Source organism: Streptomyces sp. NPDC090442 (genome assembly GCF_044769405.1).
Taxonomy (GTDB): Bacteria; Actinomycetota; Actinomycetes; order Streptomycetales; family Streptomycetaceae; genus Streptomyces.
Genome location: NZ_JBIVXW010000012.1, coordinates 1 through 22,255, shown reverse-complemented (window position 1 = coordinate 22,255; position 22,255 = coordinate 1). Strand labels below are relative to the sequence as shown.

Here is a 22,255-nt window from a genome sequence, read left to right as displayed (position 1 = left end):
CGGGCGGTCGACGCCCGCCCGGCTCGCGTCAGATGAGGGCGGTGGCCTCGTCCAGCGAGAGCCCGCCGCCCTCGGCCAGCGCGGCCGCGTACGCCGCGTCGCCGAGCAGCGCGCGGGCGGCCGCCTCGGTGCGGGCGCGCTCGTCCCGGATGATCCGCGGCACCATGTGCGAGCGGGCCCGCCCCGCCTCGTAGGCGCCGACCAGCCGGGCCGCGTCCCACGCCGCGTCCGCGCCGCGCACCGCCAGCAGCGCCCGGGCGGCGGTCAGCAACTGCACCAGCGGCAGGTCCGGCGCGACGATCTGCGCCAGCGGGTCCCGGGTCAGCTCGATCGCCCTGCGCGCCCTGACCAGGAGGTCCGGACCGTGCTGCCCCTCGTCCACGTCCAGCGAGACCAGCGAGCCCTCCAGCACCCCCCGGAAGATGTCCGGGCCGTGCGCGGCGAACGCGTCCCGCACCAGGAGGAGTTCGCGACGGGCCTCCTTGGTGCGCCCGGCCACCTGCAACCACATGGCCAGCGTCATGCGGGTGAACGGCACCGCGTCCCGGCCGCTGTGCCGGTCCTCCGCCTCGGCCAGCACCTCCCGCAGCAGCCGCTCGCCGTCCTCGGGCCGGCCGTCCTCGATCATCACCGCGCCCAACCGGGCCCGCAGCACCAGGGTTTGGCCGTGCGCGCCCAGATCCTCGGCGTGCACCATCGCCGCCCGGTAGTCGCGCGCCGCGGCGTCGAAGTCGCCGCGCTTCTCGGCGCTCTCGCCGCGCCCCGCCAGCGCCTCCGCCGCGCCCCAGGCGTCGCCGAGCCGGAGGAAGATCCGCAGCGCCTCGTCGGCGTCCTGCACCGCCTGGTCCAGGCCGCCGGCATGGTCGTTGAGCACCTTCGAGCGCATCTGCAGGATGTAGGCCAACTCCCAGTCGTAGCCGTGGCCGCGGCACGCCTCGACGGCGACGTCGACCATCTCGGCCAGCTCCTCCCAGCGGCCGTCGATCAGCACCGCGTAGTACCACGTCACCCCGGGCACCTTGCAGGTCTGCGGCATCCCGCCCCGGTAGGCGGCGATGATCCCGGACAGCTCCTGCTGCATGTCCGGGCGGCGCAGCGCCTCCAGGTCGCTGTCCATGGCGGACAGCGCCACCAGCCGGACCTGGCGGCGGGCCTCCACCAGCAGTTCGGGGGGCATCGGCGGGGGCGCGTCGATGGGCTGCACATACAGGTCGGGGGCCGGTTCGACCGGCGCGACGAAGGGGTTGGGGCCCAGTTCGCCGGCGGCCACGGCCCAGGTGCGGGCGTCGCCCCGGTGGTCGCGCAGCGACCAGAACCACTGCAGGGAGAGCACCAGGCACAGCGCCTCCTGCTCGTCGCCCGCGGCGATGGCGCGGCGCAGCGCGGTGCGCAGGTTGTCGTGCTCCAGCTCCAGCCGGTCGATCGCGCCGCGCTGCTTCGGGCCGCGCAGCAACGGGTCGAGGGTACGGGCCAGTTCACGGTGGGCGACCAGGTGGCGGCGCTCCACGGCGGCCCGTTCGCCGGCCTCGTCCAACCGCTCGCCGGCGTACTCGGCCACCGTCTCCAGCAGCCGGTAGCGCATCTGCCCGGTGCCGTCGCCGTTCCCCGGGGCGGCGACCACCAGCGACTTGTCGATCAGCGAGCCGAGCAGCCCGGCGACCTCGTGGGCGGCGACGCCGTCGCCCGCGCAGACCTCCTCGGCGGCGGTCAGTTCGCAGCCGCCGGCGAAGACCGACAGCCGCCGCAGCACCGCCCGTTCGGGCGCGTCGGTGAGGTCCCAGGACCAGTCCACCACGGCGCGCAGGGTCTGCTGGCGCGGCAGCAGGGTGCGGCTCCCGGTGGTGAGCAGTCGGAAGCGGTCGTCGAGCCGGTCCGCGATCTGACGGGGTGTCATCATCCGGAGCCGGGCGGCGGCCAGTTCGATCGCCAGCGGCAGCCCGTCCAACCGGCGGCAGATCTCCGCGCAGGCCGCCGCGGTCTCCGCGTCGGCCGCCGCGTCGAAGCCGGGACGGGCGGCGGCCCCGCGGTCGGCCAGCAGCCGCAGCGCCACCGGGTCGGGCAGCGGCTCCACCGGCCGCACCACCTCGCCCGGTACGGCCAGCGGCTCCCGGCTGGTGGCCAGCACGGTCACGCCCGGGCAGGCGGTCAGCAGCCGCTCGACGAGCTCCGCGGCGGCGTCGATGACGTGCTCGCAGTTGTCCAGCACCAGCAACATCCGGCGGCCGGTGCAGTGTTCGGCGAGCCGGGCGTGCGGGTCCGTCACGTCGGAGGCGTGCCGCAGCCCGTCGGCGGTGGTGCCGAGGACCACCGTCTCGCGGGCGCCGAGCGCGGTCAGCACCGCCTCCGGCACCGTCCGCGGATCGTCCACCGGCGCCAGCTCGGCCAGCCAGACGCCGTGCGGCCAGGCGTCCGGCAGCGCGGCCGCGGCGGTCTCGGCGCCCTCCTGGGAGAGCCGGGTCTTGCCGGCGCCGCCCGGGCCCAGCAGCGTCACCAGCCGGTGCGCGGACAGGTCGCCGCGGAGCGCGGCCAGGTCCTGCTCCCGGCCGACGAAGGAGGTGAGACGGGCCCGGAGGTTGCCGGTCAGGGGCGCGGCGGCGGGTGACGGGGCGGGCGCGGCCGGGGGCGGCGCGGGGGCCGGGGGCGGCGCGGCGAGGTCGGGTCGCAGCAGTTCGGCGTGGAGGGCGCGCAGCTCCGGGCCGGGGTCGGCGCCCAGGCGGTCGGCGAGGCCGGTGCGTATCTCCTCGTAGGCGGCGAGCGCCTCGGCGGAGCGACCCGCGTCCCGCAGCGCGCGCAGCCGCAGCACCTGGAGCGGCTCGTCCAGCGGGCGGTCCTGGCAGAGCGCGGTCAGCGCCGGCAGCGCCGCGGCGGCCCGGCCCAGCTCCAGGTCGGCGGCGAGCCGGAGCCGCTGGGCGTCCAGCCGGCGGCTCTCGGCGCGGGCCGCCTCCATGGCCGCGTCGGGCAGGTCCACCAGGGCCGGGCCGCGCCAGAGGGCCAGGCCCTCGTCGAGCAGGGCGGCCGCCCGGGCCGGGTCGCCGGCGTCCAGCGCCCGGCCGCCCTCCGCCGTCAGCCGCTCGAAGCGGTGCAGGTCCACCGCGTCCGGCTCGGCGGACAGCAGATAGCCGCCGTCGACGGAGGCGATCGCGGACCGGCCGAGGGCGCGGCGCAGCCGGCCGACCAGCGCCTGGAGGGCGCCGGGGGCGTCGGCCGGCGGGTCCGCGCCCCAGACGTCGACGATCAGGGCGTCCGTGGGCAGCGCCCGGCCGGGGTGCAGCGCGAGCGCGGCGAGCAGCGCGCGCAGCCGGGCGCCACCGAGGACGACGGGGGTACCGTCGGCCCGGCCGGCCTGGGTGGTGCCGAGAATTCCGTAGCGCACCGGGACATTGTCGCCCGCCGCCGGAACTCCCCGCGTACCGAGCCGCGTTTTGCGGGAACCGGACGCCCTCACCGTCCCGCCCCCGGGGCGGCCGATCGCCGCGGCCCGTGCGCCGACGGCCGCACCGCGGATACGGTCGGGGACGGCCCGCCCGGCCCCTGGCCGGATCCCGCCCCCGAACGACCCTGGAGCCCCGCACCGATGACCACCGCCGTACCGCGCGCCGAACGCCGCGTCCATCCGGTCTTCCTCGCGCTCGTCGCCGTCCTCGCGGTCTCCGGATGGGCGGTGTGGAGCGGCACGCTCGCGGCCAACACCGGCTTCGCAGTCTTCCTGTTCGTGGTCGCCGGCTGGGTGGTGTCGCTGTGCCTGCACGAGTACGCGCACGCCCGCACCGCGCTGCACGGCGGCGACCTCACGGTCGGCGCGAAGGGCTATCTGACCCTCAACCCGCTGGTCTACTCGCACGCGCTGCTGAGCATCGTGCTGCCGGTGCTCTTCGTGATCATGGGCGGGATCGGGCTGCCGGGCGGCGCGGTCTTCATCGAGCGCGGCCGGATCCGGGGCCGCTGGCGGCACAGCCTGATCTCGGCCGCCGGCCCGCTGACCAACGTCCTCTTCGCGGTCGTGATCAGCGCGCCGTTCTGGCTGGGCGCCCTGGACGGCATCCCGGACCCGTTCCGCTACGCGCTGGCGTTCCTGGCGCTGCTCCAGGTGACCGCGGCGATCCTGAACTTCCTGCCGGTGCCCGGGCTGGACGGCTACGGCGTGCTCGAACCGTGGCTGTCCCGCGGACTGCGGCGCCAGGTCGAGCCGTTCGCGCCGTTCGGGATGCTGGTGGTCTTCGGGCTGCTGTGGATCCCGGAGGTCAACCAGGTCTTCTTCGATCTGGTGCACACCGTCCTGCACGGGCTGGGCGTACCGACCTGGGACACCTACTGGGGCCAGGAGTTCTTCCGCTTCTGGCAGGGCGAGCCGCAGGTGCCGCAGGTCGGTGGCGTGGGGTGAGGACCCCGGCGGGTCAGCCGGACGCCTCCGCCTGGCGGGCCCGCGCCAGCTTCGCCTTGCGCAGGTAGAACCACGCCATGTTGCTGGAGACGCCGGCCATCAGCACCCACACGATGCCCACGAAGCTGCCCCGGACGAAGGACACCACCGCCGCGGCGGCGGCGAGCAGGCACACGGCGAGGGAGAGCAGCGCGAGGCGCCGGTCCGGTCCGGGCGGGGGCAGCGAGGGCATGGGGTCGGCTCCTGTCGGTCGTACGGTCGGCACCAGTGTCCCAAATGCCCCGCGGCGCTCGCGCCGCCCCCTCCCCCGCCCGCTGCGGGCGGGGGAGCCCGGCGGACGGCTCAGACGTCGGTGACCCGCAGCCCGGCGTGCGCCTTGTAGCGGCGGTTGACCGAGATCAGGTTGGCGACCAGCGACTCGACCTGGTGGGCGTTGCGCAGCCGGCCGGCGAAGACCCCGCGCATCCCCGGAATGCGGCCGGCCAGCGCCTGCACCACGTCGGTGTCGGCCCGGCGCTCGCCCAGCACCATCACGTCGGTGTCGATCTCGGCGATCTCCGGATCCTGGAGCAGCACCGCGGAGAGGTGGTGGAACGCGGCGGTGACCCGGGACTCCGGCAGCAGCGCGGCGGCCTGCTCGGCGGCGCTGCCCTCCTCCGGCTTGAGCGCGTAGGCGCCCTTCTTGTCGAAGCCGAGCGGGTTGACGCAGTCGATCACCAACGTGCCGGCCAGCTCCTCGCGGAGCGCCTCCAACGTCTTGGCGTGGCCCTCCCAGGGCACCGCGACGATCACCACGTCGCTGCGCCGCGCGCAGTCGGCGTTGGCGGCGCCCTCCACGCCCAGGCCGCCCAACAGGGGCTCCGCGGCGGCCGCTTGGGCGCGCTCGGCGGCCCGGGAGCCGATGATCACCTTGTGGCCGGCCCGGGCGAACCGGTAGGCCAGGCCGCGGCCCTGGTCGCCGGTGCCGCCGAGGACGCCGATCACCAGGCCGGAGACGTCGGGCAGGTCCCAGGGGTCGCGGGCGGCCGGCTTCACGGCGTCGGACGGGGTCGCAGCAGCGTCAGAAGTAGTCATGACAGCGATACTGTCACGCCGCGGTCCGACCCTCGCGGCGCGGTCACGCCTTGACGCTCCCCTCGGTCAACCCCGTGCGCCAGTACCGCTGGAGGACCGTCATCAGGACCATCAGCGGCAGCACCGACAGCAGCGCGCCGCCGACCGTGTACTGGTAGAGCACCGGCTGCCGGTCGGCGTAGCCGATCCAGGTGGTCAGCCCCAGTTGGACCGGGTAGAGGTCGGAGTCGGAGAGCATCACCAGCGGCAGGAAGTAGTTGTTCCAGATGTGCACGAACTGGAACAGGAAGACGGTGATCAGCGCCGGCCCCATCAGCCGCAGTCCCAGCCCGGCGAAGATCCGGCCCTCGCCCGCCCCGTCGATCCGCGCCGCCTCCAACAGCGCGTCCGGCACCGCGGCGGCCGCGTAGATCCGGCACAGATACACCCCGAACGGGCTGACCACACTGGGGATCAGCACCGCCCCGTAGCTGTCGGCCAGCCCCAGCGCGCTGAAGAGGAAGTACAGCGGCAGCGCCAGCGCGGTGCTCGGGATCAGCACCCCGGCCAGCACCAGCCCGAAGACCGTCTCCCGGCCCCGGAACGGGAACTTGGCCAGCGCATAGCCCGCCGCGGCCGACAGCAGGGTGGCGCAGAGCGCGCCGAGCCCCGCGTACAGCAGGGAGTTGGCGAACCAGCGGAGGTAGACGCCGTGGTCGTAGGCGAGGACGTCGGTGAGGTACCGGACCGGCCGCGGGTGGGCGGAGAACCAGAAGCCGAAGGTGCCGAAGAGGTCGGCGCTGCTCTTGGTGGCCGAGACGACCAACCAGTAGACGGGCGCCAGGAAGTAGAGGGCGGCGACGGCCAACAGGGAGGCGGTGATGATCCGGTGGCGGACCGTGGCGACCTGGGTGCTCATCGGGGCTCCCGCCCGCGCCCGCCGACCAGCCGCAGGAAGCCGAACGAGGCCGCGCACGCCACCAGCGCCAGCAGCACCGCCTCGGCCGCCGCCCGGTGCGTGTTGCCGCCGACGAACGCCTCGCTGTAGGCGTGCAGGTTGGGGGTGTAGCCGGAGTCGATGGAGGAGGTCAGCGGGCGCAGCACCATCGGCTCGGCGAACAGTTGGAGGGTGCCGATGATGCTGAAGACCGTGGTGAGCACCAACGCCGGCCGGATCAGCGGGAGTTTGATGTGCCGGGCCACCTGCCAGCCGCTCGCGCCGTCGATCCGCGCCGCCTCGTACAGCTCGCCGGGGACGGACTTGAGCTGGGCGATCAGCACCAGCATGGTGTAGCCGGTGAACTGCCAGGTGACGATGTTGGCGAGGGCCCACAGCACGCCGCCCCGGGAGAGGAAGTCGACGTCCCAGCCCACCGCTTGGGCGATCCGCACCAACGGGCTGAGGCCGGGCACGTAGAGAAAGCCCCACAGGATCGAGGCGATCACCCCCGGCACCCCGTAGGGCAGGAAGAACGCGCCGCGGAAGAAGGCCACCCAACGGGCGGCGGCGCTGTCCAGGAGCAGCGCCAGGACGGTGGCCAGCGCCGTCATCAGCGGGATCTGCACGGCGCCGAAGAGCAGCACCCGGCCGAAGCCGGCCAGGAACCGGTCGTCGGCCAGCGCGTGGCCGTAGTTGGCGAGCCCGGCGAACACCTCGTGCTGCCGCCCCAGGCCGAGCGGGCCGGTGCGCACGGTGCGGTGGAGGCTGGTCCACACCGCGTAGCAGACCGGGGCGAGGTAGCACAGCGCGAAGAGGGCGAGGAACGGCAGCACGAAGCCGGCCGCGGCCCGCGCGCCCCGCCCACGGCGCCCGCTCATCCGCCGGCCTCCGCCTTCAGCCCCTTGTCCCGCAGGTCGGCGACGGTCCGCCGCTGCACCGCCGCCAGCGCCGAACGGAACGAACCGCCGTCCGCGAGCGCGTCGGTGAGGGCGTCCCCGAGGTCCTGGAAGAGCGCGTCCACGTCCGGCCCCCACTGCCAACTGGTGTCCACGTGCGCGCCCGCGTCGGCGAATACCGCGCCGTACGCCTGGCCGCCGAAGAAGTCCCGGTCGGCGTCGAGGGCGGCGGGGCGGTAGCCGGACGTGACACTGGGGAAGCCGTAACCGCCCTTGAGGAGCAGGGCGATCGACTCCGGGTCGGTGTTCAGCCAGAGGGCGAAGTCCAGGGCGTCCCTCGGGTAGCGGGCGGCGGCGAAGACGGCGGTGGTGGAGCCGCCCCAGTTGGCGAAGGCCCGCTCGCCGGGGCGCCACTGGGGCAGCGGGGCGGCCCGCCAGTTCCCCTTGGTGCCGGGCGCGTTGCCGGCCAGCAGGGCGTCGCCCCAACTGGCGCCCACCCAGGCCGGGATGGCGCCGGTCTGGAGGTCCTTGTACCAGGCGTCCCGGCGGTCCGGGATGGTCTTGACCAGCCCGCGGCGGACCAGCGCCTCCCAGAAGTCGGCGACCCTACGGGTGGGCCCGTCGTCGAGGTGCACGATCCAGGTGTCGCCCCGGGTGGCGAACCACCTGGCGCCGGCCTGCCAGGCCAGGCCGGCGAAGCGGTTCCCGTTGGTCGGCGCGAAGGTCTCGATCCAGGCGCCGTGCCGCCGGACCGCCTCGGCGGCCACCGCGTACTCCGCCCACGTCCGCGGCACTCGCACGCCCCACCGGTCGAAGAGGTCCTGCCGGACGAAGAGCCCCATCGGGCCGCTGGCCTGCGGGATGGCGTAGATGCCCGGGCCGAAGACGGACTGCCGCCACTGCCAGGCGAGGAACGCCCCGCGGTGGCGGGCGGCGCCCAGGGGCGCGAGGTCGCGCAGCCCGTTGTCCAACAGGAAGCTGGGGATCACCGGGAACTCGATCTGGCCCAGATCAGGCGGGTTGCCGGCCTTGATGGCGGCGTGCATCTTCGCGTACTGCTCGCCGTTGACCGCGGACACCTTCTCGACCCTGACCTGGACCTCGGGGTTGCGGCGGTTCCACAGGTCCACGGGCCGGTCGATGCCCGGTACCCAGGTCCAGAAGGTGAGGGTGATCCGCTGCCCCTTCCGCCGCGCTCGGGGCACGCCCGCGTCGCCGGCGCCGCAGCCGGCGAGCGCGAACCCGGCCGCGGCCGCCTGGCCCAGGACCGTGCGACGACGGACCGCGCCGCGCGGGGCGCCCGCGCCGGTCACACCAGCCCGGCCAGGGGGATGCGGCGGAAGGTGAGGGTCTCGTAGGCGCCGAAGTCGCCCGTCTCGTGCAGGAGTCCGACGGTGTCCCGGTCGAGCCGGACGAGGTCGCCGTAGCCCGCCGGCCGCCCGTCGACGGTGTGCGCCGGCCGCCAGGTCAGCCCGCCGTCCCGGCTGGCGCGGACGGTCATCAGGGCGCGGGCGTCGGGGTGCGCGGGCCCGGAGAAGAGCAGTGCGCCGCGGTCGTCGAGGTGCAGGGCGCTGCCCTGGACCCGCGGGCCGGTCAGCCCCGCCTGCGGCCGGAAGGGGGCGGCCAGGCGCTCCCCGCCGTCCGTCGAGACCGCGTCCAGGCGGCGCCAGGCGGCCGTCGCGGCGTTGCGGGCGTTGAGGTAGACGGTGCCGTCGGGGAGTTCGGCGGCGGTGGTCTCGTTGGGCGCGACGGTCGCGGCCGCCCCGAGGCCGGCGGCGCCGATCCGCCAGGTGGCGCCGTCGTCGTCGCTGAGCAGCAGGTGCCCGCCCTCGTAGCGGGACTCGGTGCCGGTGTCCCCGGGGTCCGTGGGCGGGACGGAGTGGTTGGCGGGGACGACCAGCCGCCCGGCGTACGGGCCGTGGCGCAACCGGAGGGCGTGCCCCGGCCCGGTGGCGTACCACCGCCACCCGGGCAGCTTGGTCCGGTCCGTGATCTCCCGCGGCGGGCTCCAGTTCGCGCCGTCGTCGTCGCTGTGCTGGAGCCAGACCCGGCGGCCGTCGGCGGGCCGGACCAGGCCGCGGCGGATCCGGTCCTCGGTGGCGTCGGCGGCGGCCCGGACGTGGACCAGGAGCACCCGGCCGCCGGCGAGGACCACGGGTGCGGGGTTGCCGGCCGTGGCGGTGCCGTTGCGGGCGACGCGGCGGAGCGGGCCCCAGGTGCGACCGCCGTCGGTGGAGCGCTTGAGCACGATGTCGATGTGGCCGGCGTCGCCGGCCGAGTCGACCCGCCCCTCGGCGAACGCCAGCACCGCCCCGGAGCGCGCCCGCACCACGGCCGGGATCCGGAAGCTGGCATACCCCTCGGTCCCCGCCCGGTAGGGCACGGAGCTGGCATACGTCACGGGTCACCCCCTGCACGGGCCGGACGTAGGATGTCCCTTGTCCTGCGGACCATAAAGAGCGCCCAACTACCCGTCAAGACACGGCACATGACGCGTTTCCGTGTCGGCAACGACACCACCGACGCGGGGTGAAATCCCGGTGAACGGGACGACCCTGGCATAGCGGAACCCCCGGACACCCGACCCGAAAAGGGACCACCGGGGCGCGCCCCTACGGGGCCAACCGACGCCGGATGCCGTCGAAGTGCCGGTGCATCGCCGCCACCGCCCGCTCGCCGTCCCCCGCCTCCAACGCGTCCACGATGTCCGCGTGTTGGCGGTACGTCACCTCCGGGTCCGGCCGGCCGTCGGCGAGGTCCTCGCGCACCCGGCGCAGCGCCGCCCAGAACGCGTCCAGCACCTCGCTCAACAGGTGGTTGCCGAGCGACCGGTACAGCGCGAGGTGGAACGCCCGGTCGGTGTCGCTCAACACCTCGCCGTCGCGCGCCTCCACGGCCATCCGCTCCACCAGCGCCCGGAGTCCCGCGAGGACCCGCGCCGGCAGCCCGCGCGCCACCGTGCCGATCAGCCCCGCCTCCAGCGCCTCCCGCACCTCCATCAACTCGTAGAGGCTGGGCTCTCCCTGAAGGTGGCGGACCGCGGCCCGGAAGGCCACGCCCTCCACGAACGGCTCCAGGGTGAGCGCGCCCACGTAGGTGCCGAACCCGTGCCGGATCTCCACGATCCGCATCGCCTGCAGCGCCTTGAGCGCCTCCCGCACCGAGTTGCGGCTGACGTCGAGCATGGCGACCAGACCGGCCTCGGTGGGCAGCGGATCGCCCGGCATCAGCCCGTGGTCCAGGATCAACTGCTTGATCCGCGCCTGGACGTCCTCGGACATCGTCGCTCGCGCCATCCCCATCGCCCCTCTTCCGTCTCCCACGCCTCATGTGCCGCGCGCCGCCACCCCGTTCGGCCCGCACCGGGGCCGGAATCCTTGACCGGGTACCCGCGCGCACGCCTATTGTGGCCGCGGCACGAGACATCCCAGGTCTGATGTCCCAGCTCAGAGCCGCCCTTGGAGCCCCCATGGCACTCCCCGCCCCGCTGCACGGCGTCATCCCCCCGGTGTGCACCCCGCTCGACCCGCACGGCGAGGTCGACACCGCCTCCCTCACCCGCCTGGTCTGCCACCTCCTCGACGCCGGCGTCCACGGCCTGTTCGCCCTCGGCTCCACCAGCGAGGCGGCCTATCTGACCAACCATCAACGGGCCACCGCCCTGGAGACGGTCCGCACCGCGGCCGCCGGCCGGGTACCGGTCCTCGCCGGAGTCATCGACACCACCACCGCCCGCGTCCTGGAGCACGCCCGCACCGCCGCCGCGCTCGGCGCCGACGCCCTGGTCGCCACCGCCCCCTTCTACACCCGCACCCACCCCCGCGAGACCGCCGCCCACTACCGGCACCTGCGCGCCGTCACCGGCCTGCCCCTGGTCGCCTACGACATCCCGGCGGCCGTGCACAGCAAGCTGACCCCGGCCCTGGTCCGCGAACTGGCCGAGGACGGCACCCTCGTCGGCCTCAAGGACTCCAGCGGCGACGACGGCACCCTGCGCCGGCTCCTGGTCGCGCTCGGCGGCCGCACCGCCCGCGCCACCGGCCCCGCCCCCGCCTTCGCCGTCCTCACCGGCTCCGAACTCACCGCGGACGCCGCCCTGTTGGCCGGCGCCGACGGCATCGTCCCCGGCCTCGGCAACGTCGACCCGGCCGGCTACGTCCGGCTCTACGACGCCGCCCGCGCCGGCGACTGGCCCCGGGCCGCCGCCGAACAGGAGCGCCTGGTCGCCCTCTACGACCTCACCGACACCGGCCCGGAGGCCGACATGGGCCGCAGTTCCTCCGCCCTCGGCGGCTTCAAGGCGGCGCTCCACCTGCTCGGCGTGATCGCCCACCCCGACACCGCCGTCCCGCAGATCCCGCTGAGCGCCGCCTCGATCGCGGAGGTGGGACGTCGGCTGACGGAGGCGGGGCTGCGCCCCGACGCCTGAGGAGCCACCGCCCCACCGCTCGAACGAGTGACACCCCGCCCGCCGGGCCCCCACGGGGCCCGCCCGTGCGGCAGCATGCCGCGCCATGGATGCCGTACGCGTCGCCCTGCTGCGCGAGGTCCTCGCCGGGACCGAGTGGATCGCGGCCACCCGCCGCTTCGCCGGTTCGCTGCGGAGCGCCCTCGCCCCGCACGGCGGCGGCCTGCTGCTGGTCGGCAGCGCCGGCTACGAGCCCTGGCACCTGGCCGCCCACCTCGACGACGAGGCCGCCTGGTCCGGCCTGCCGGAGCTGTCGCCGACACTCGTCCGCCACCGGGTGCCCGCCGGGGCGCCGCCGCACCTCGCGGTCGGCCCGGGACGGCTGGCGGCCGCCGGACGCGGCGCGACGCTGCTGGTGGTGACGCCCGAACGACCGGACGCCGGCCTGCTGGAGCGGGTGCACGACGCCCGCCGCAACGGCGCCACCGTGCTCGCCCTGGACTCCGGCGACCGCGACCTGCACACCCTGGCCCACGACGCCCTGACCACCGCCCCACCCCCGCCGGGGACCGCCACCCACTCCACCCCGGACGCGAACCCGGACCTGCCCCCGGGCCTGGAGGCGGTCCCCCTCCTCGACCTCGACACCGTCCAACACCTGGTCAGCGCCGCCGCCGGCGAGAACAGCCGGCCCGCCCCGCGCCACCACCGCCGGTTCCGCGACCGCCTCGCCCGGCTCGCCGAGGGCCTGTCCGCCCCGCCGCCACCGCGCTGGTGAGCCCGGCCGCTACGCGTCGTCCCCGTCGCCGCCCCGGCCGCCCTTCCCCATGTCGTGCCACTTGGGGTCGGTCTCCCACTCCAGGTTCCGCTCCCGGGCGGTCTCCATGGCGTGCGCCGCCTCCTCGCGCGTGCCGTACGGGCCGAACCGGTCGGCCGCACGACACTGCGGACCCTCCTCGACCGCCTGGTGCTTGAGGCAGTAGAACCACTCGCCGGGCTTGCCCACCGTCCGCCTCTTGAACAGCGCCATCGCCGCCTCCTGTGTGTGGCTCCCGTGCCCCCATCCTGCCCGACGGGCCGCGGATACACTCGCTGGCATGTCTGGCCAGTCGCTTCTTGTCCCCGGGGAGATCTCCCCCGCCCGCCACGTCCCCGCCTCGATCCGGCGCCCCGAATACGTCGGCAAGCCAGCGCCGACCCCGTACACCGGGCCGGAGGTGCAGGACGCCGACACCATCGAGCGGATGCGGATCGCCGGCCGGATCGCCGCCCAGGCGATGGCGGAGGCCGCCAAGCTCATCGCGCCCGGCGTGACCACCGACGAACTCGACCGGGTCGCCCACGAGTTCATGTGCGACCACGGCGCCTACCCCTCCACGCTCGGCTACCGCGGCTTCCCCAAGTCCCTGTGCTCCTCGGTCAACGAGGTCATCTGCCACGGCATCCCCGACTCGACCGTCCTGAAGGACGGCGACATCGTCAACCTCGACGTGACCGCCTACCTCAACGGCGTGCACGGCGACAACAACGCCACGTACCTGTGCGGCGACGTCGACGAGGAGTCGCGGCTGCTGGTGGAGCGCACCCAGGAGGCGCTCAACCGCGCGATCAAGGCCGTCAAGCCGGGCCGCCAGATCAACATCATCGGCCGGGTCATCGAGTCCTACGCCAAGCGCTTCGGCTACGGAGTCGTCCGCGACTTCACCGGCCACGGCATCAACTCCTCCTTCCACTCCGGCCTGATCGTTCCGCACTACGACAGCCCGCACCACACCACCGACATCAAGCCCGGCATGACCTTCACCATCGAGCCGATGCTGACGCTGGGCACGCACGAGTACGACATGTGGGAGGACGGCTGGACCGTGGTCACCAAGGACCGCAAGCGGACGGCGCAGTTCGAGCACACGCTGGTGGTCACGGAGACCGGGACGGAGATCCTCACGCTGCCGTGACGGCGCTTACGTCGGCCTGATCCGGACGGGAGTAGCGTTTTTACCGACAGGTTGTCGGGAACAGGTTGACCAGGGCCCGCCCCGCGTAGTTAGGTAACCCTAAGCTGACGCCGGCGCGCACGCATCAGCCTGTTCCCGCCTGTCCGCGCACTCCCGGCTCCCGGAGGCCCACCTTGGAAGCGTCCAGCCTGACCCCGTCCGCCGACGCCCCGTCCTTCTCGACGGCCATCCGCACGGCGTCGCACGAGCAGCACACCGAGGCCGAGGGCTCCTCGTTCATGAGCCACCTCCTGGGCGGTGAACTGGGCGTCGCCGCCTATCGCCGCTACACCGAGCAGCTCTGGTTCGTCTACCACGCGCTGGAGGACGTCCCCGAGACGCTCGCCGCCGACCCGGTCGCGGGCCCCTTCCTCCGCCCCGAACTCGCCCGCACCGCCGAGCTGGAGCGCGACCTCGCCCACCTCGGCGGCCCCCAGTGGCGCACCGCCCTGGAGCCCCTCCCCGCCACCGCCGCCTACGCCGACCGCATCGCCACCTGCGCCCGCGACTGGCCGGCCGGCTACGTCGCCCACCACTACACCCGCTACCTCGGCGACCTCTCCGGCGGCCAGATCATCCGCGGCACCGCCGAGAAGACCTGGGGCTTCGCCCGCAAGGGAGACGGCGTCCGCTTCTACGTCTTCGAGGGCATCGGCAACCCGGCCGCCTTCAAGCGCACCTACCGCGAACTCCTCGACGCCCTCCCCGTCGACGACCTCGAAAAGCACCGCGTCATAGACGAGTGCAAGCGCGCCTTCACCCTCAACACCGCCCTCTTCCACGACCTGGGCAGGGAGTTCCCCCGCACCGCCTGAGCCCCACCCCGTCGCCCCGGACGGCGCCTACCGCACCACCGGCCCCCCCGGCCCGCACCCGCCCGCCGATCTCCACCGCCCCGTCACCGCACGGCCGGGCGTGGATCCACGAGCCCACCCCCTGGCGGACCGTCAGGGGGCGGCCCAACTGGTCCGCCAGCAGCAGCGCGGCGGCCCCCGTCGCCTCGTCCTCGACGATCCCGTCACCACGCCGCGGAAACCCCCGCGCCCGCACCGTCCCCGCCGCCTCGTCCTCCCAGGCCCAGGCGTAGAGCCAGCCCTCCCCCGGCGGCGGCGCGGGCAACGCGTCCACCTCGGCGACCGAGCCGTACCGCTCGGTGCGGCGCCGGGGCACCCAACTGGCCCGGCCCCGCACCCAGGTGAGGTCGCCGTCGTACCGCACCCCCACCTCCCCCGCCGACGGCCGCAGCGCCCGCACCGGCCGCCCCGCTTCCCGCAACAACCATGCGACGCCGACGAGCGGATGCCCGGCGAAGGGCAGCCGCACGCTGGGCGTGTGGATGTCCACGTCGACGACGCCCAGGTCCCCCCGCCCCGCCCGGCCGCCACCCCGCCCGGCGGCGGCCGAATCGAGGAACACCGTCTCGCTGTACCCGAGTTCGGCGGCGAGGGCGGCGCGCTCGGCCTGCCCGGGGAGAGCGGCGCCCTCCCGCAGCACGGCGAGCGCGTTGCCACCCCGCCCGTCCGCCCCGCAGAACACCCACAGCAGATCCACGCCCGCGCCACCACCGCCCCCGTCGCCGCTTCCTCCGACGTCCGCGCTCCGCCCGCTTCGTTCGTTCATCCGCACATTGTCGGCCGCACGATCGCCCGTTGGGGAGGCGGGCGGGGGAAGGGGCGATCGAGAGCGGCGGGCGGGTGCGGGCGCCGCACGCGAGCCGGACGCGGGCGGCGGGGCGGGGTCGCACAAACGAGCCGGGCCGCCGGGACGACGGGAGGCGGGGGGCACCGGGTATGGTTGCCGCCGATCGTGCCACCCCGGCGGCTGTCCGTCCGCCTTGGTCGCCCCGAAGGAGCCCTAGCCCCATGACACGCAGGTCGCCGTTCCGGGTGCCCGCAGCAGTGACGTCGGCAGCAGCCGCGCTGGTGATGCTCAGCGGGTGCATGACGGTGCACGGCGAGCGCGAGGAGCTGCCCGCGGTGTCGCAGGCCGACGCCACCAAGGCGCTCAAGCAGTTCACCGACGGCTTCAACAAGGCCAACCGCACGCTGGATCCGAAGGTGAACACCTCGTTCGAGGACGGTGCGCTGCTCGCCATCGACCAGGCGGGGATCAAGGCCGCGCGCGGCGTCCGCCCCAACGGCAACCCGAACTTCGCCCCGCTCGCGTTCTCGGACGCGCACTTCACCGTGCCCAAGCAGAAGGGCTGGCCGAAGTTCTTCGTCGGGGACGCGCTCAGCAACCGCCGCGGTCAGAACGGTCAGAACACCCGCTGGTTCCTGGCGTTCAGCCGGGACAGCTTCAACGCGCCGTGGCGCGCGGCGTACTTGGCGACGTTCCCCGGCAACAAGGCGCCGCAGCTGAAGGTCACCGACGGCTTCGCCGAGGCGGTGCCGACGGACGGCTCGTCGGGGCTGACGGTCGATCCGGGCAAGCTGAGTCAGACGTACGCGGATTACCTCGGCACCGGCAAGGGCGACGCGTTCGCGCCGGGCCGGCAGACCGACGGGTGGCGGGCCCAGCGGGCGAAGGACGCCAACAAGCCGGGGGTCCGGATCCAGTGGGAGGACCAGGCGTCGAGCCTGCCGCCGGTGGCGCTGCGGACGACGGACGGCGGGGCGCTGGTGTTCTTCTCGACCGTCTACCACCAACAGAAGACGGTCTCCCAGGGGTGGACGATCACGGTGCCGGCGGAGGTGCGCGGCGTCATGGACAACCCGGTGAACAAGACCCAGCGGATGGCGTTCACGTCGGTGTCGGGTCAGGCCGTCACGGTGCCGGCGAAGGCCACCGGAGGCAAGGTCAAGGTGCTGTACCGGATCGAGGCGCTGGTCTCGGCGAAGGCCCAGTAGTCCGGTGACCTGGTAGCCCGGAGGCCGAGGCCCACGGTCCGGGTCCGGGTCCGGGAGGAACGGTCAGCGGCCGATGGGCCAGGCGGCCGTCTCGTGGTCCGGTTCGCGGCCGACGAACTCGGCGCAGGCGTCGGTGAGGGTCTCCAGCAGCGTCAGCGGGTCCGGCAGCGGGAGTTCGGGGCCGCGCAGCCAGCTCACGGCGGGCTGGTCGCCGGGGAGGGCGGAGGGCGGCAGCAGGACGTAGCTGCCGCGGCAGTGCCAGCGGAAGCCGGGATGCTCGTCGAGGGTCTCGGGATGGCAGTCCAGCTCGCACGGCCACCACTCGTCCTCGTCGTCGGGGGTGCCGCGGGTGGCGGTGAAGAACAGCATCCGGCCGTCGCCGAAGCCGGCGCCGCTGAGGCTGACGGGACCGACGTCGATGCCGGCGGCCTCCAGGCGGCCGAGCGCGGCGCGGCCGGCCTCGACGGGGACGTCGAGGACGTCGTGGGCCATGCCGGTGGCGGTGATGAAGTTGGCCTGCGGGAGGGTGCGGACCCAGGCGGCGACCTTGTCGCGGTCGGTGGTGGCGACGGTCTGCCAGCCGAAGGAGATGGGGTGGCGGCCGGGGGTGGGGCAGCCGATGCGCTCACAGGAACAGCCGTAGCCGGAGGGGTGGGCGGCGGGGGCGACCGGGAAGCCGGCGGCGACGGCCGCCATCAGCAGGTCCGCACGGCCGGGCGCGGCCGTTGATCCCGTGTCCGTATCGCCGCCCGTTCCGCTCCTCGGCCGGCGCAGCCACTGGGAGAACCTGCTCTTGCGTTCCATCTATCCCCTCACTTCGAGTCACTTCGAGCGGTGGTCTGGGGTCAATGCTGCCACCATCCTGGGCGCCAGGTGACCGGTGTGCGGATCCGGGGTGAACGCGGCACGGGCGAACAGGGCATTTCACGCCAACGGCGCCCGTCGCCGGGGTCTCAGCCGCGCGGGCGCAGGCCGCGGAGCACCTGGTCGACGAGGGTGTCCACGTAAGCGTGGGTGAGCTCACCGGTACGCATCAGCCAGCGCTGTGAGAAGGGACTCAGCAGCATCTCGGCGGCGATCCGGAGGTCGATGTCCGGGTCGAGCTCGCCGGCGTCCCGGGCGGCGCGGAGCCGGTCGACGTAGACGCGGGTGCCGGGTTCCATGAGGCGGCCGACGAAGGTGCGGGAGAGCTCCTCGTCGTTGGCGCCGGCGGCGGCGAGGGCGCGGTAGGGGGCCTGCCAGGCGGCGTCGTTGAACTCGTCGGCGGTGGCGCGGAGCACGGTCTTGAGGTCGGCGGCGAGGTCGCCGGTGTCGGGCAGGCCCTCGTGGTCGTACTCGTCGACGACAGAGCCGAAGGCGTCAAGGAGGACGGCGGCCTTGGAGGGCCACCAGCGGTAGATGGTCTGCTTGCCGACGCCGGCGCGGGCGGCGATGCCCTCGATGGTGAGCTTCTCGTAGCCGACCTCGCCGACGAGGGAGAGGGCGGCGTCGAAGATGGCGCGGCGGGAGCGTTCGCTGCGGCGGGTGGGGTCGGGGGCTGCTTTGTTGGCCATGGGCGGAGTGTAGCGAGAGGGAGGCGAGACGTATCGTCTTGACGAGACGGGACGTCTCACTTGAAGATGGTGGCGAGCGAGGGGCGAGACGAATCGTCTCGCACGGCGTGGGTGCTGCGTGCCCGCGACGCCCCTCCCCCATCGGACAGTTGACCCTCCACAGGAAGGAACTCCCCTCATGACCAAGGGACATGGGATGTTGGGCGTCGGCGGTACCCGGAGCAACCTCTCGCGGGGCACGCTGCGCGGCGGCGCGGGCGGCCGCGCGCAGGGGGCGTCCGGCGCGCCGGACCCGCAGGAGCGGCGGCGGGAGCTGCTACGGAAGATGCAGGAGCGGACCCGGAAGGAGTGAGCACCGCGCCCGCGCCCGACAACCGGCCTCAGTGCGGCCAGGCGTCGCCCCAGGCCGCGTCGCGGGCCTCGCGGTAGGCCGCACCGTGCCGCTTGGTGACGGTGTCGCGGCGCAGGGCGTCGTCCGCGGTGCACAGGTCCAAGAGGACCTGGCCCTTGCGGAGTTGGGGCTTGCGGACGACCCGGGCGGCGGCCGGCTCGGCCGGCAGGCGGGTGGCGGCGACGTAGGAGAACTTCTCGTCCTTGTAGGCCAGGGAGCCGCCCTTGACCTGACGGTGCAGCGAGGAGCGGCTGACCCGGGCGGAGAAGTGGCACCAGTCCTCCCCCGGGACGATCGGGCAGGCGGCGCTGTGCGGGCAGGGCGCGACGATCCGCAGGCCGGCGGCGACCAGTTGCTCGCGGGCCTCGCGGATCCGCAGGTAGCCCTCGGGGGTGCCCGGTTCGATCAGGACGACGGACCGGGCGACGGCCGCGGCGGCGACCACCGCGCGGCGGTCCTCGGGGCGCAGTTCGCCCAGGACGTAGGAGACGGTGACCAGGTCGGTGCCGTCGGGGACGGTGAGGCCGTCGCCGAGGGCCTGGCGGCGCCAGGTGACGTCCGGGAGGGTGCCGGCGGCCAGTTCGCGGCCGAGGTCGAGGGCGGGCTGCGCCCAGTCCAGGACGGTGCTGCGCGGGCCGTCCCAGGTGGCGGCGGTGGCCCAGGTGGCCGCGCCGGTGCCGCCGCCGACGTCGACGTGGGTGGCCGGGGACCAGTCGGGGACGCGGGCGGCGAAGGCGGCCAGCGCGGCGCGGACGGCCGCGAAGGTGGCCGGCATGCGGTAGGCGGCGTACGCGGCGACATCGCCGCGGTCCCGCAGGACGGGGGCGTCGGTGGGGGTGCGGCCCCGGTAGTTGGCGATCAGCCGCTCGACGGCCTGCGCGGCCTGCTTGGGGGGCAGGCCGTCGAGCAGGCCCGCCAGGGCGGCGCGCAGTTCGTCGTGCATTCGGGAGAGTTTACGGGGCCCGGGGACGGGGCCGTGCCGGTCAGGCGGCGGCCACCGCGCGGGCGAGGCGGGTGGCGGCCGCGGCGCGCGGGGCGCTGCCGCCGGTCCGGCGGCGCGGGTGGACGGTGTTGGCGAGCAGCACCAGGAAGGTGTCGGTGGCCCGGTCCAGGACGAGGCTGGTGCCGGTGAAACCGGTGTGGCCGGCGGCGCCCCGGCCGGCCAACTCGCCCATGAAGCACCGCTGGTCGACGGCGAAGCCGAGGCCGGGCGGATCGAGCAGGGCGGCGACCGCGGCCGGGCCGAGGATCCGGGTGGTGCCGTACGCGCCGCCGTTGAGCAGCGTCCGGCAGAGCACGGCCAGGTCCTGGGCGGTGGAGAACAGGCCCGCGTGGCCGGCGACGCCGCCCAGCGCCCAGGCGTTCTCGTCGTGCACCGCGCCGCGCAGCAGGCCCCGGTCGGCCTTGGCCCACGGGCGTCGCTGGTCCTCGGTGGCGGCCACGCCCTGCGGCGCGAGCGGGCCGTAGCCGGTGCTGGTCAGGCCGAGCGGGGCGGTGATGTCGTCCCGGACCAGGGCGTCCAGGCTGCGGCCGGTGCGGCGCTCCAGGAGCAGTTGGAGCGCGATGAGGTTGAGGTCGGAGTAGCGGTGCCCGCCCCGCGGGCCGCCGGTGGGGGCGGCCGCCTCGGCCCACAGCAGCGCCAGTTGGTCGGCGCGGTCGCGGTGCGCGTAGAAGGGGAGTTCGGGGGCGAGGCCGGAGGTGTGCCGGAGCAGGTCGCGGACGGTGACGCCGGGGGCGAAGGCCGGCAGGTGGGCGGCGACCGGCCCGTCGAGGGCGAGCCGGCCGCGCTCGACCTGCTGCACGGCGACGAGCGCGGTGAACAGCTTGCTGACCGAGGCGAGGTCGAAGACCGTGCCGACCCGCATCGGCTCCCACTGGTCGCGGGGCAGGTCCAGGCCCCGGTCGTGCTCGGGGTCGTAGCCGCGGTAGCGGACCGCCCAGCCGGCGGCGGCCTCGACGGCGACGACCGGGCCGCGGCCGGCCAGCACCACCGCGCCGGGACACCACGGCGGACGGCCCTCGGGCAGCGCGCACACCCCCGCCACCAGCCGCTCCGTCCAGGCGGGGTGCAGTCCCGCCTCGGCAGATGTCCCGGCCTTGAGTCTCGGTGCGTTCAGAGCCCAGTCCTCTCGCCGGCGGTGCGTCCCTTCTTACGCTGCCACGGACGACACATTCCCAGGAAGCTCACGAGCGCGAGAACGGCGCACGAAAGCTGGACGACGGCCATCGGTACGGCCGTCCGCTCGCCGGCGATGCCCACCAGCGGCGAGGCGACCGCGCCGAGCAGGAACGTCGAGGTGCCCAGCAGCGCGGAGGCGGAGCCGGCCGCGTGCGGGGTGCGCAGCAGGGCCAGGGTGTTGGTGCTGGGCATGATCAGGCCCATCGCGGACATCAGCACGAACAGCCCGGCGGCCACCGGGACCAGCCCGGCCTTCCCGAACACCCCGGAGGAGAGCAGCAACAGGGCGGTGGCGGCCAGTGTCACCACGGCCAGGCCGGTGCCCAGCACCTTGTCCAGGCCGACCCGGCCGACCAGCAGCTTGCCGTTGATCTGGCCGACCACGACCAGCCCGACGGAGTTGAGGCCGAAGAGCAGGCTGAAGGTCTGCGGGGAGGCGCCGTAGATCTCCTGGATGACGAACGGCGAGGCGGAGATGTAGGCGAAGAGCACGGCGAAGGCGAAGGCGCCGACCAGGAGGTAGCCGGAGAAGACCCGGTCGGCGAGGAGGTCGCGCATGGTGCGCAGCGCCGGACCGAGCCCGCCGAGCTGCCGGCGCTCCGGCGCCAGCGTCTCGTCCAGCCGCCACCAGACCAGGAGGGTGAGCAGCACACCGACCACGGTGAGCACCACGAAGACGCCGCGCCAGTCGGTGATCCGGAGGATCTGGCCGCCGATGAGCGGGGCGACCACCGGTGCCACCCCGGAGATCAGCATCAGCGTGGAGAAGAACCGGGCCATCGCCACGCCGTCGTAGAGGTCGCGCACCACGGCCCGGGCGATGACGATGCCGGCGGCGCCGGCCAGCCCCTGGAGCAGCCGGAAGGCGATCAGGATCTCGGCGTTGGTGGCGACCGCGCACAGGGCGGTCGCCAGGACGTAGACGACCATGCCGATCAGGAGGGGCCGGCGACGACCCCACTTGTCGCTCATCGGCCCGACGATCAACTGCCCCAGCGCCATACCGGCGAGGCAGGTGGTGAGGGTGAGCTGGACGGTGGCGGCGGGACTGTGCAGCGCGGCGGTGACCTGCGGCAGGGCCGGCAGATACATGTCCATGGAGAGCGGCGGCACCGCGGTGAGCCCGCCGAGGACGAGGGTCACGAGCAGACTGGTGCGGCGGGGCGCGGCCGCCGGTTCGGCGGGCGCGCCCCGCCCCACTATGTCGGGCCGTTCGCGGGCAACGTCCTGGCTCTCGGCGGCGGGAGCCCCGGGCTCCGTCATGAGCGTCTCCATGGGTCGGTGATGTCGCCCATGGTGACACGTACGTTGCCGTGGACGGCCCGCACGTTGTCGACGTCCCCGCCGTGAGCGTTGCGGTCTGCGCCCGCGGCGCCGATCCGCCTGCGCGGGGCGAAGCCGCTGCGCGGGGCGAAGCCGCTGCACGGGGCGAAGCCGCTGCACGGGGCGAAGCCGCTGCACGGGGCTTTTGGGGTGCGGTGACGGGCCTCCGGGGTGGGTGCGCAGGACTGCTTCGCTTTACGTCCTGCGCACCCACCCCTCCCCCCCCACCCCCCCCCGGGGTGGGGGGTAGCGTAGGTGGGTGGGACAAACAGCCGGGTGGCCAACTAC

22 protein-coding genes are annotated in these 22,255 nt (G+C 74.6%); 7 read left to right on the top strand and 15 right to left on the bottom strand.

Annotation, left to right across the window (positions count from 1 at the left end; translation table 11 throughout):
- Window positions 1–28: 28 nt before the first annotated feature.
- On the bottom strand, window positions 29–3,373 hold the full coding sequence (locus tag ACIQU6_RS11305; RefSeq protein ID WP_403481374.1) for a BTAD domain-containing putative transcriptional regulator: 3,345 nt from the start codon (window positions 3,371–3,373) through the stop codon (window positions 29–31).
- Between the two features lie 201 nt (window positions 3,374–3,574).
- On the opposite strand from ACIQU6_RS11305, the gene ACIQU6_RS11300 reads away from it, so the two are divergent.
- Window positions 3,575–4,381, top strand: a complete 807-nt coding sequence (locus ACIQU6_RS11300; protein WP_403481373.1) for a site-2 protease family protein — start codon at window positions 3,575–3,577, stop codon at window positions 4,379–4,381.
- A gap of 13 nt (window positions 4,382–4,394) precedes the next feature.
- On the opposite strand, the gene ACIQU6_RS11295 is transcribed toward ACIQU6_RS11300, so the two are convergent.
- The 7 genes from ACIQU6_RS11295 to ACIQU6_RS11265 form a co-directional block, all read right to left on the bottom strand.
- The gene (locus tag ACIQU6_RS11295) at window positions 4,395–4,613 is read right to left on the bottom strand and encodes a hypothetical protein (protein ID WP_403481372.1); all 219 of its coding nucleotides are present in this window, start codon (window positions 4,611–4,613) and stop codon (window positions 4,395–4,397) included.
- 110 nt (window positions 4,614–4,723) lie between these two features.
- Window positions 4,724–5,455, bottom strand: a complete 732-nt coding sequence (gene npdG / locus ACIQU6_RS11290; RefSeq protein ID WP_403481371.1) for an NADPH-dependent F420 reductase — start codon at window positions 5,453–5,455, stop codon at window positions 4,724–4,726.
- 43 nt (window positions 5,456–5,498) lie between these two features.
- On the bottom strand, window positions 5,499–6,353 hold the full coding sequence (locus tag ACIQU6_RS11285; RefSeq protein WP_403481370.1) for a carbohydrate ABC transporter permease: 855 nt from the start codon (window positions 6,351–6,353) through the stop codon (window positions 5,499–5,501).
- Window positions 6,350–7,252, bottom strand: coding sequence for a carbohydrate ABC transporter permease (locus tag ACIQU6_RS11280; protein WP_403481369.1), 903 nt, complete (start codon window positions 7,250–7,252; stop codon window positions 6,350–6,352). Before ACIQU6_RS11280 ends, ACIQU6_RS11285 begins: the two co-directional genes overlap by 4 nt.
- Window positions 7,249–8,583, bottom strand: coding sequence for an ABC transporter substrate-binding protein (locus ACIQU6_RS11275; protein WP_403481368.1), 1,335 nt, complete (start codon window positions 8,581–8,583; stop codon window positions 7,249–7,251). The genes ACIQU6_RS11280 and ACIQU6_RS11275 overlap by 4 nt, the downstream gene beginning before the upstream one ends.
- Window positions 8,580–9,671: an exo-alpha-sialidase gene (locus ACIQU6_RS11270; RefSeq protein ID WP_403481367.1), complete on the bottom strand. Its 1,092-nt coding sequence runs from the start codon at window positions 9,669–9,671 to the stop codon at window positions 8,580–8,582. The genes ACIQU6_RS11275 and ACIQU6_RS11270 overlap by 4 nt, the downstream gene beginning before the upstream one ends.
- A gap of 211 nt (window positions 9,672–9,882) precedes the next feature.
- On the bottom strand, window positions 9,883–10,566 hold the full coding sequence (locus ACIQU6_RS11265; RefSeq protein ID WP_403481366.1) for a FadR/GntR family transcriptional regulator: 684 nt from the start codon (window positions 10,564–10,566) through the stop codon (window positions 9,883–9,885).
- 173 nt (window positions 10,567–10,739) lie between these two features.
- On the opposite strand from ACIQU6_RS11265, the gene ACIQU6_RS11260 reads away from it, so the two are divergent.
- Together ACIQU6_RS11260 and ACIQU6_RS11255 are read left to right on the top strand one after the other, a co-directional pair.
- Window positions 10,740–11,699 (top strand): dihydrodipicolinate synthase family protein, encoded by a 960-nt coding sequence (locus ACIQU6_RS11260; protein WP_403481365.1) that lies wholly within the window; start codon window positions 10,740–10,742, stop codon window positions 11,697–11,699.
- A gap of 85 nt (window positions 11,700–11,784) precedes the next feature.
- Window positions 11,785–12,456 carry a hypothetical protein gene (locus tag ACIQU6_RS11255; RefSeq protein ID WP_403481364.1) on the top strand — a complete coding sequence of 224 codons (672 nt, stop codon included), beginning with the start codon at window positions 11,785–11,787 and terminating at the stop codon, window positions 12,454–12,456.
- A 9-nt stretch (window positions 12,457–12,465) separates the two neighbouring features.
- On the opposite strand, the gene ACIQU6_RS11250 is transcribed toward ACIQU6_RS11255, so the two are convergent.
- Window positions 12,466–12,708 (bottom strand): hypothetical protein, encoded by a 243-nt coding sequence (locus tag ACIQU6_RS11250; RefSeq protein ID WP_274915991.1) that lies wholly within the window; start codon window positions 12,706–12,708, stop codon window positions 12,466–12,468.
- Between the two features lie 67 nt (window positions 12,709–12,775).
- On the opposite strand from ACIQU6_RS11250, the gene map reads away from it, so the two are divergent.
- Both map and ACIQU6_RS11240 read left to right on the top strand, forming a co-directional pair.
- Window positions 12,776–13,633, top strand: a complete 858-nt coding sequence (gene map / locus ACIQU6_RS11245; protein WP_403481363.1) for a type I methionyl aminopeptidase — start codon at window positions 12,776–12,778, stop codon at window positions 13,631–13,633.
- Window positions 13,634–13,806: 173 nt separating this feature from the next.
- Complete coding sequence (locus ACIQU6_RS11240) at window positions 13,807–14,487, top strand: heme oxygenase (biliverdin-producing) (protein ID WP_403481362.1); 681 nt, start codon at window positions 13,807–13,809, stop codon at window positions 14,485–14,487.
- Here ACIQU6_RS11240 and ACIQU6_RS11235 read toward each other — a convergent pair.
- The gene (locus ACIQU6_RS11235) at window positions 14,435–15,292 is read right to left on the bottom strand and encodes a PhzF family phenazine biosynthesis protein (protein ID WP_403481361.1); all 858 of its coding nucleotides are present in this window, start codon (window positions 15,290–15,292) and stop codon (window positions 14,435–14,437) included. The genes ACIQU6_RS11240 and ACIQU6_RS11235 overlap by 53 nt on opposite strands.
- A 242-nt stretch (window positions 15,293–15,534) precedes the next feature.
- On the opposite strand from ACIQU6_RS11235, the gene ACIQU6_RS11230 reads away from it, so the two are divergent.
- Complete coding sequence (locus ACIQU6_RS11230; RefSeq protein ID WP_403481360.1) at window positions 15,535–16,521, top strand: hypothetical protein; 987 nt, start codon at window positions 15,535–15,537, stop codon at window positions 16,519–16,521.
- A gap of 63 nt (window positions 16,522–16,584) precedes the next feature.
- On the opposite strand, the gene ACIQU6_RS11225 is transcribed toward ACIQU6_RS11230, so the two are convergent.
- Window positions 16,585–17,325, bottom strand: a complete 741-nt coding sequence (locus tag ACIQU6_RS11225; RefSeq protein ID WP_403481359.1) for a bifunctional DNA primase/polymerase — start codon at window positions 17,323–17,325, stop codon at window positions 16,585–16,587.
- A gap of 149 nt (window positions 17,326–17,474) precedes the next feature.
- A complete protein-coding gene (locus ACIQU6_RS11220) occupies window positions 17,475–18,074 on the bottom strand; it encodes a TetR/AcrR family transcriptional regulator (protein ID WP_403481358.1) in 600 nt (199 codons plus the stop codon).
- Between the two features lie 178 nt (window positions 18,075–18,252).
- Between ACIQU6_RS11220 and ACIQU6_RS11215 the strand changes: the two genes are divergently transcribed.
- Window positions 18,253–18,426 (top strand): DUF6243 family protein, encoded by a 174-nt coding sequence (locus tag ACIQU6_RS11215; protein ID WP_403481357.1) that lies wholly within the window; start codon window positions 18,253–18,255, stop codon window positions 18,424–18,426.
- Between the two features lie 28 nt (window positions 18,427–18,454).
- On the opposite strand, the gene ACIQU6_RS11210 is transcribed toward ACIQU6_RS11215, so the two are convergent.
- The 3 genes from ACIQU6_RS11210 to ACIQU6_RS11200 form a co-directional block, all read right to left on the bottom strand.
- Window positions 18,455–19,408, bottom strand: coding sequence for a small ribosomal subunit Rsm22 family protein (locus ACIQU6_RS11210; protein ID WP_403481356.1), 954 nt, complete (start codon window positions 19,406–19,408; stop codon window positions 18,455–18,457).
- A 40-nt stretch (window positions 19,409–19,448) separates the two neighbouring features.
- A complete protein-coding gene (locus ACIQU6_RS11205) occupies window positions 19,449–20,501 on the bottom strand; it encodes a serine hydrolase domain-containing protein (protein WP_403481467.1) in 1,053 nt (350 codons plus the stop codon).
- A gap of 77 nt (window positions 20,502–20,578) precedes the next feature.
- Window positions 20,579–21,907 (bottom strand): Bcr/CflA family multidrug efflux MFS transporter, encoded by a 1,329-nt coding sequence (locus ACIQU6_RS11200; RefSeq protein ID WP_403481355.1) that lies wholly within the window; start codon window positions 21,905–21,907, stop codon window positions 20,579–20,581.
- Window positions 21,908–22,255: the final 348 nt, after the last annotated feature.

Coding starts and splice junctions, on each gene's coding strand:
- ACIQU6_RS11295 (WP_403481372.1), bottom strand. CDS start 4,613: ATGCCCTCGCTGCCCCCGCCCGGACCGGACCGGCGCCTCGCGCTGCTC.
- ACIQU6_RS11255 (WP_403481364.1), top strand. CDS start 11,785: ATGGATGCCGTACGCGTCGCCCTGCTGCGCGAGGTCCTCGCCGGGACC.
- ACIQU6_RS11200 (WP_403481355.1), bottom strand. CDS start 21,907: ATGACGGAGCCCGGGGCTCCCGCCGCCGAGAGCCAGGACGTTGCCCGC.
- ACIQU6_RS11285 (WP_403481370.1), bottom strand. CDS start 6,353: ATGAGCACCCAGGTCGCCACGGTCCGCCACCGGATCATCACCGCCTCC.
- npdG (WP_403481371.1), bottom strand. CDS start 5,455: ATGACTACTTCTGACGCTGCTGCGACCCCGTCCGACGCCGTGAAGCCG.
- ACIQU6_RS11210 (WP_403481356.1), bottom strand. CDS start 19,408: ATGCACGACGAACTGCGCGCCGCCCTGGCGGGCCTGCTCGACGGCCTG.
- ACIQU6_RS11215 (WP_403481357.1), top strand. CDS start 18,253: ATGACCAAGGGACATGGGATGTTGGGCGTCGGCGGTACCCGGAGCAAC.
- map (WP_403481363.1), top strand. CDS start 12,776: ATGTCTGGCCAGTCGCTTCTTGTCCCCGGGGAGATCTCCCCCGCCCGC.
- ACIQU6_RS11225 (WP_403481359.1), bottom strand. CDS start 17,325: ATGGAACGCAAGAGCAGGTTCTCCCAGTGGCTGCGCCGGCCGAGGAGC.
- ACIQU6_RS11230 (WP_403481360.1), top strand. CDS start 15,535: ATGACACGCAGGTCGCCGTTCCGGGTGCCCGCAGCAGTGACGTCGGCA.
- ACIQU6_RS11250 (WP_274915991.1), bottom strand. CDS start 12,708: ATGGCGCTGTTCAAGAGGCGGACGGTGGGCAAGCCCGGCGAGTGGTTC.
- ACIQU6_RS11235 (WP_403481361.1), bottom strand. CDS start 15,292: ATGAACGAACGAAGCGGGCGGAGCGCGGACGTCGGAGGAAGCGGCGAC.
- ACIQU6_RS11280 (WP_403481369.1), bottom strand. CDS start 7,252: ATGAGCGGGCGCCGTGGGCGGGGCGCGCGGGCCGCGGCCGGCTTCGTG.
- ACIQU6_RS11220 (WP_403481358.1), bottom strand. CDS start 18,074: ATGGCCAACAAAGCAGCCCCCGACCCCACCCGCCGCAGCGAACGCTCC.
- ACIQU6_RS11300 (WP_403481373.1), top strand. CDS start 3,575: ATGACCACCGCCGTACCGCGCGCCGAACGCCGCGTCCATCCGGTCTTC.
- ACIQU6_RS11260 (WP_403481365.1), top strand. CDS start 10,740: ATGGCACTCCCCGCCCCGCTGCACGGCGTCATCCCCCCGGTGTGCACC.
- ACIQU6_RS11265 (WP_403481366.1), bottom strand. CDS start 10,566: ATGGCGCGAGCGACGATGTCCGAGGACGTCCAGGCGCGGATCAAGCAG.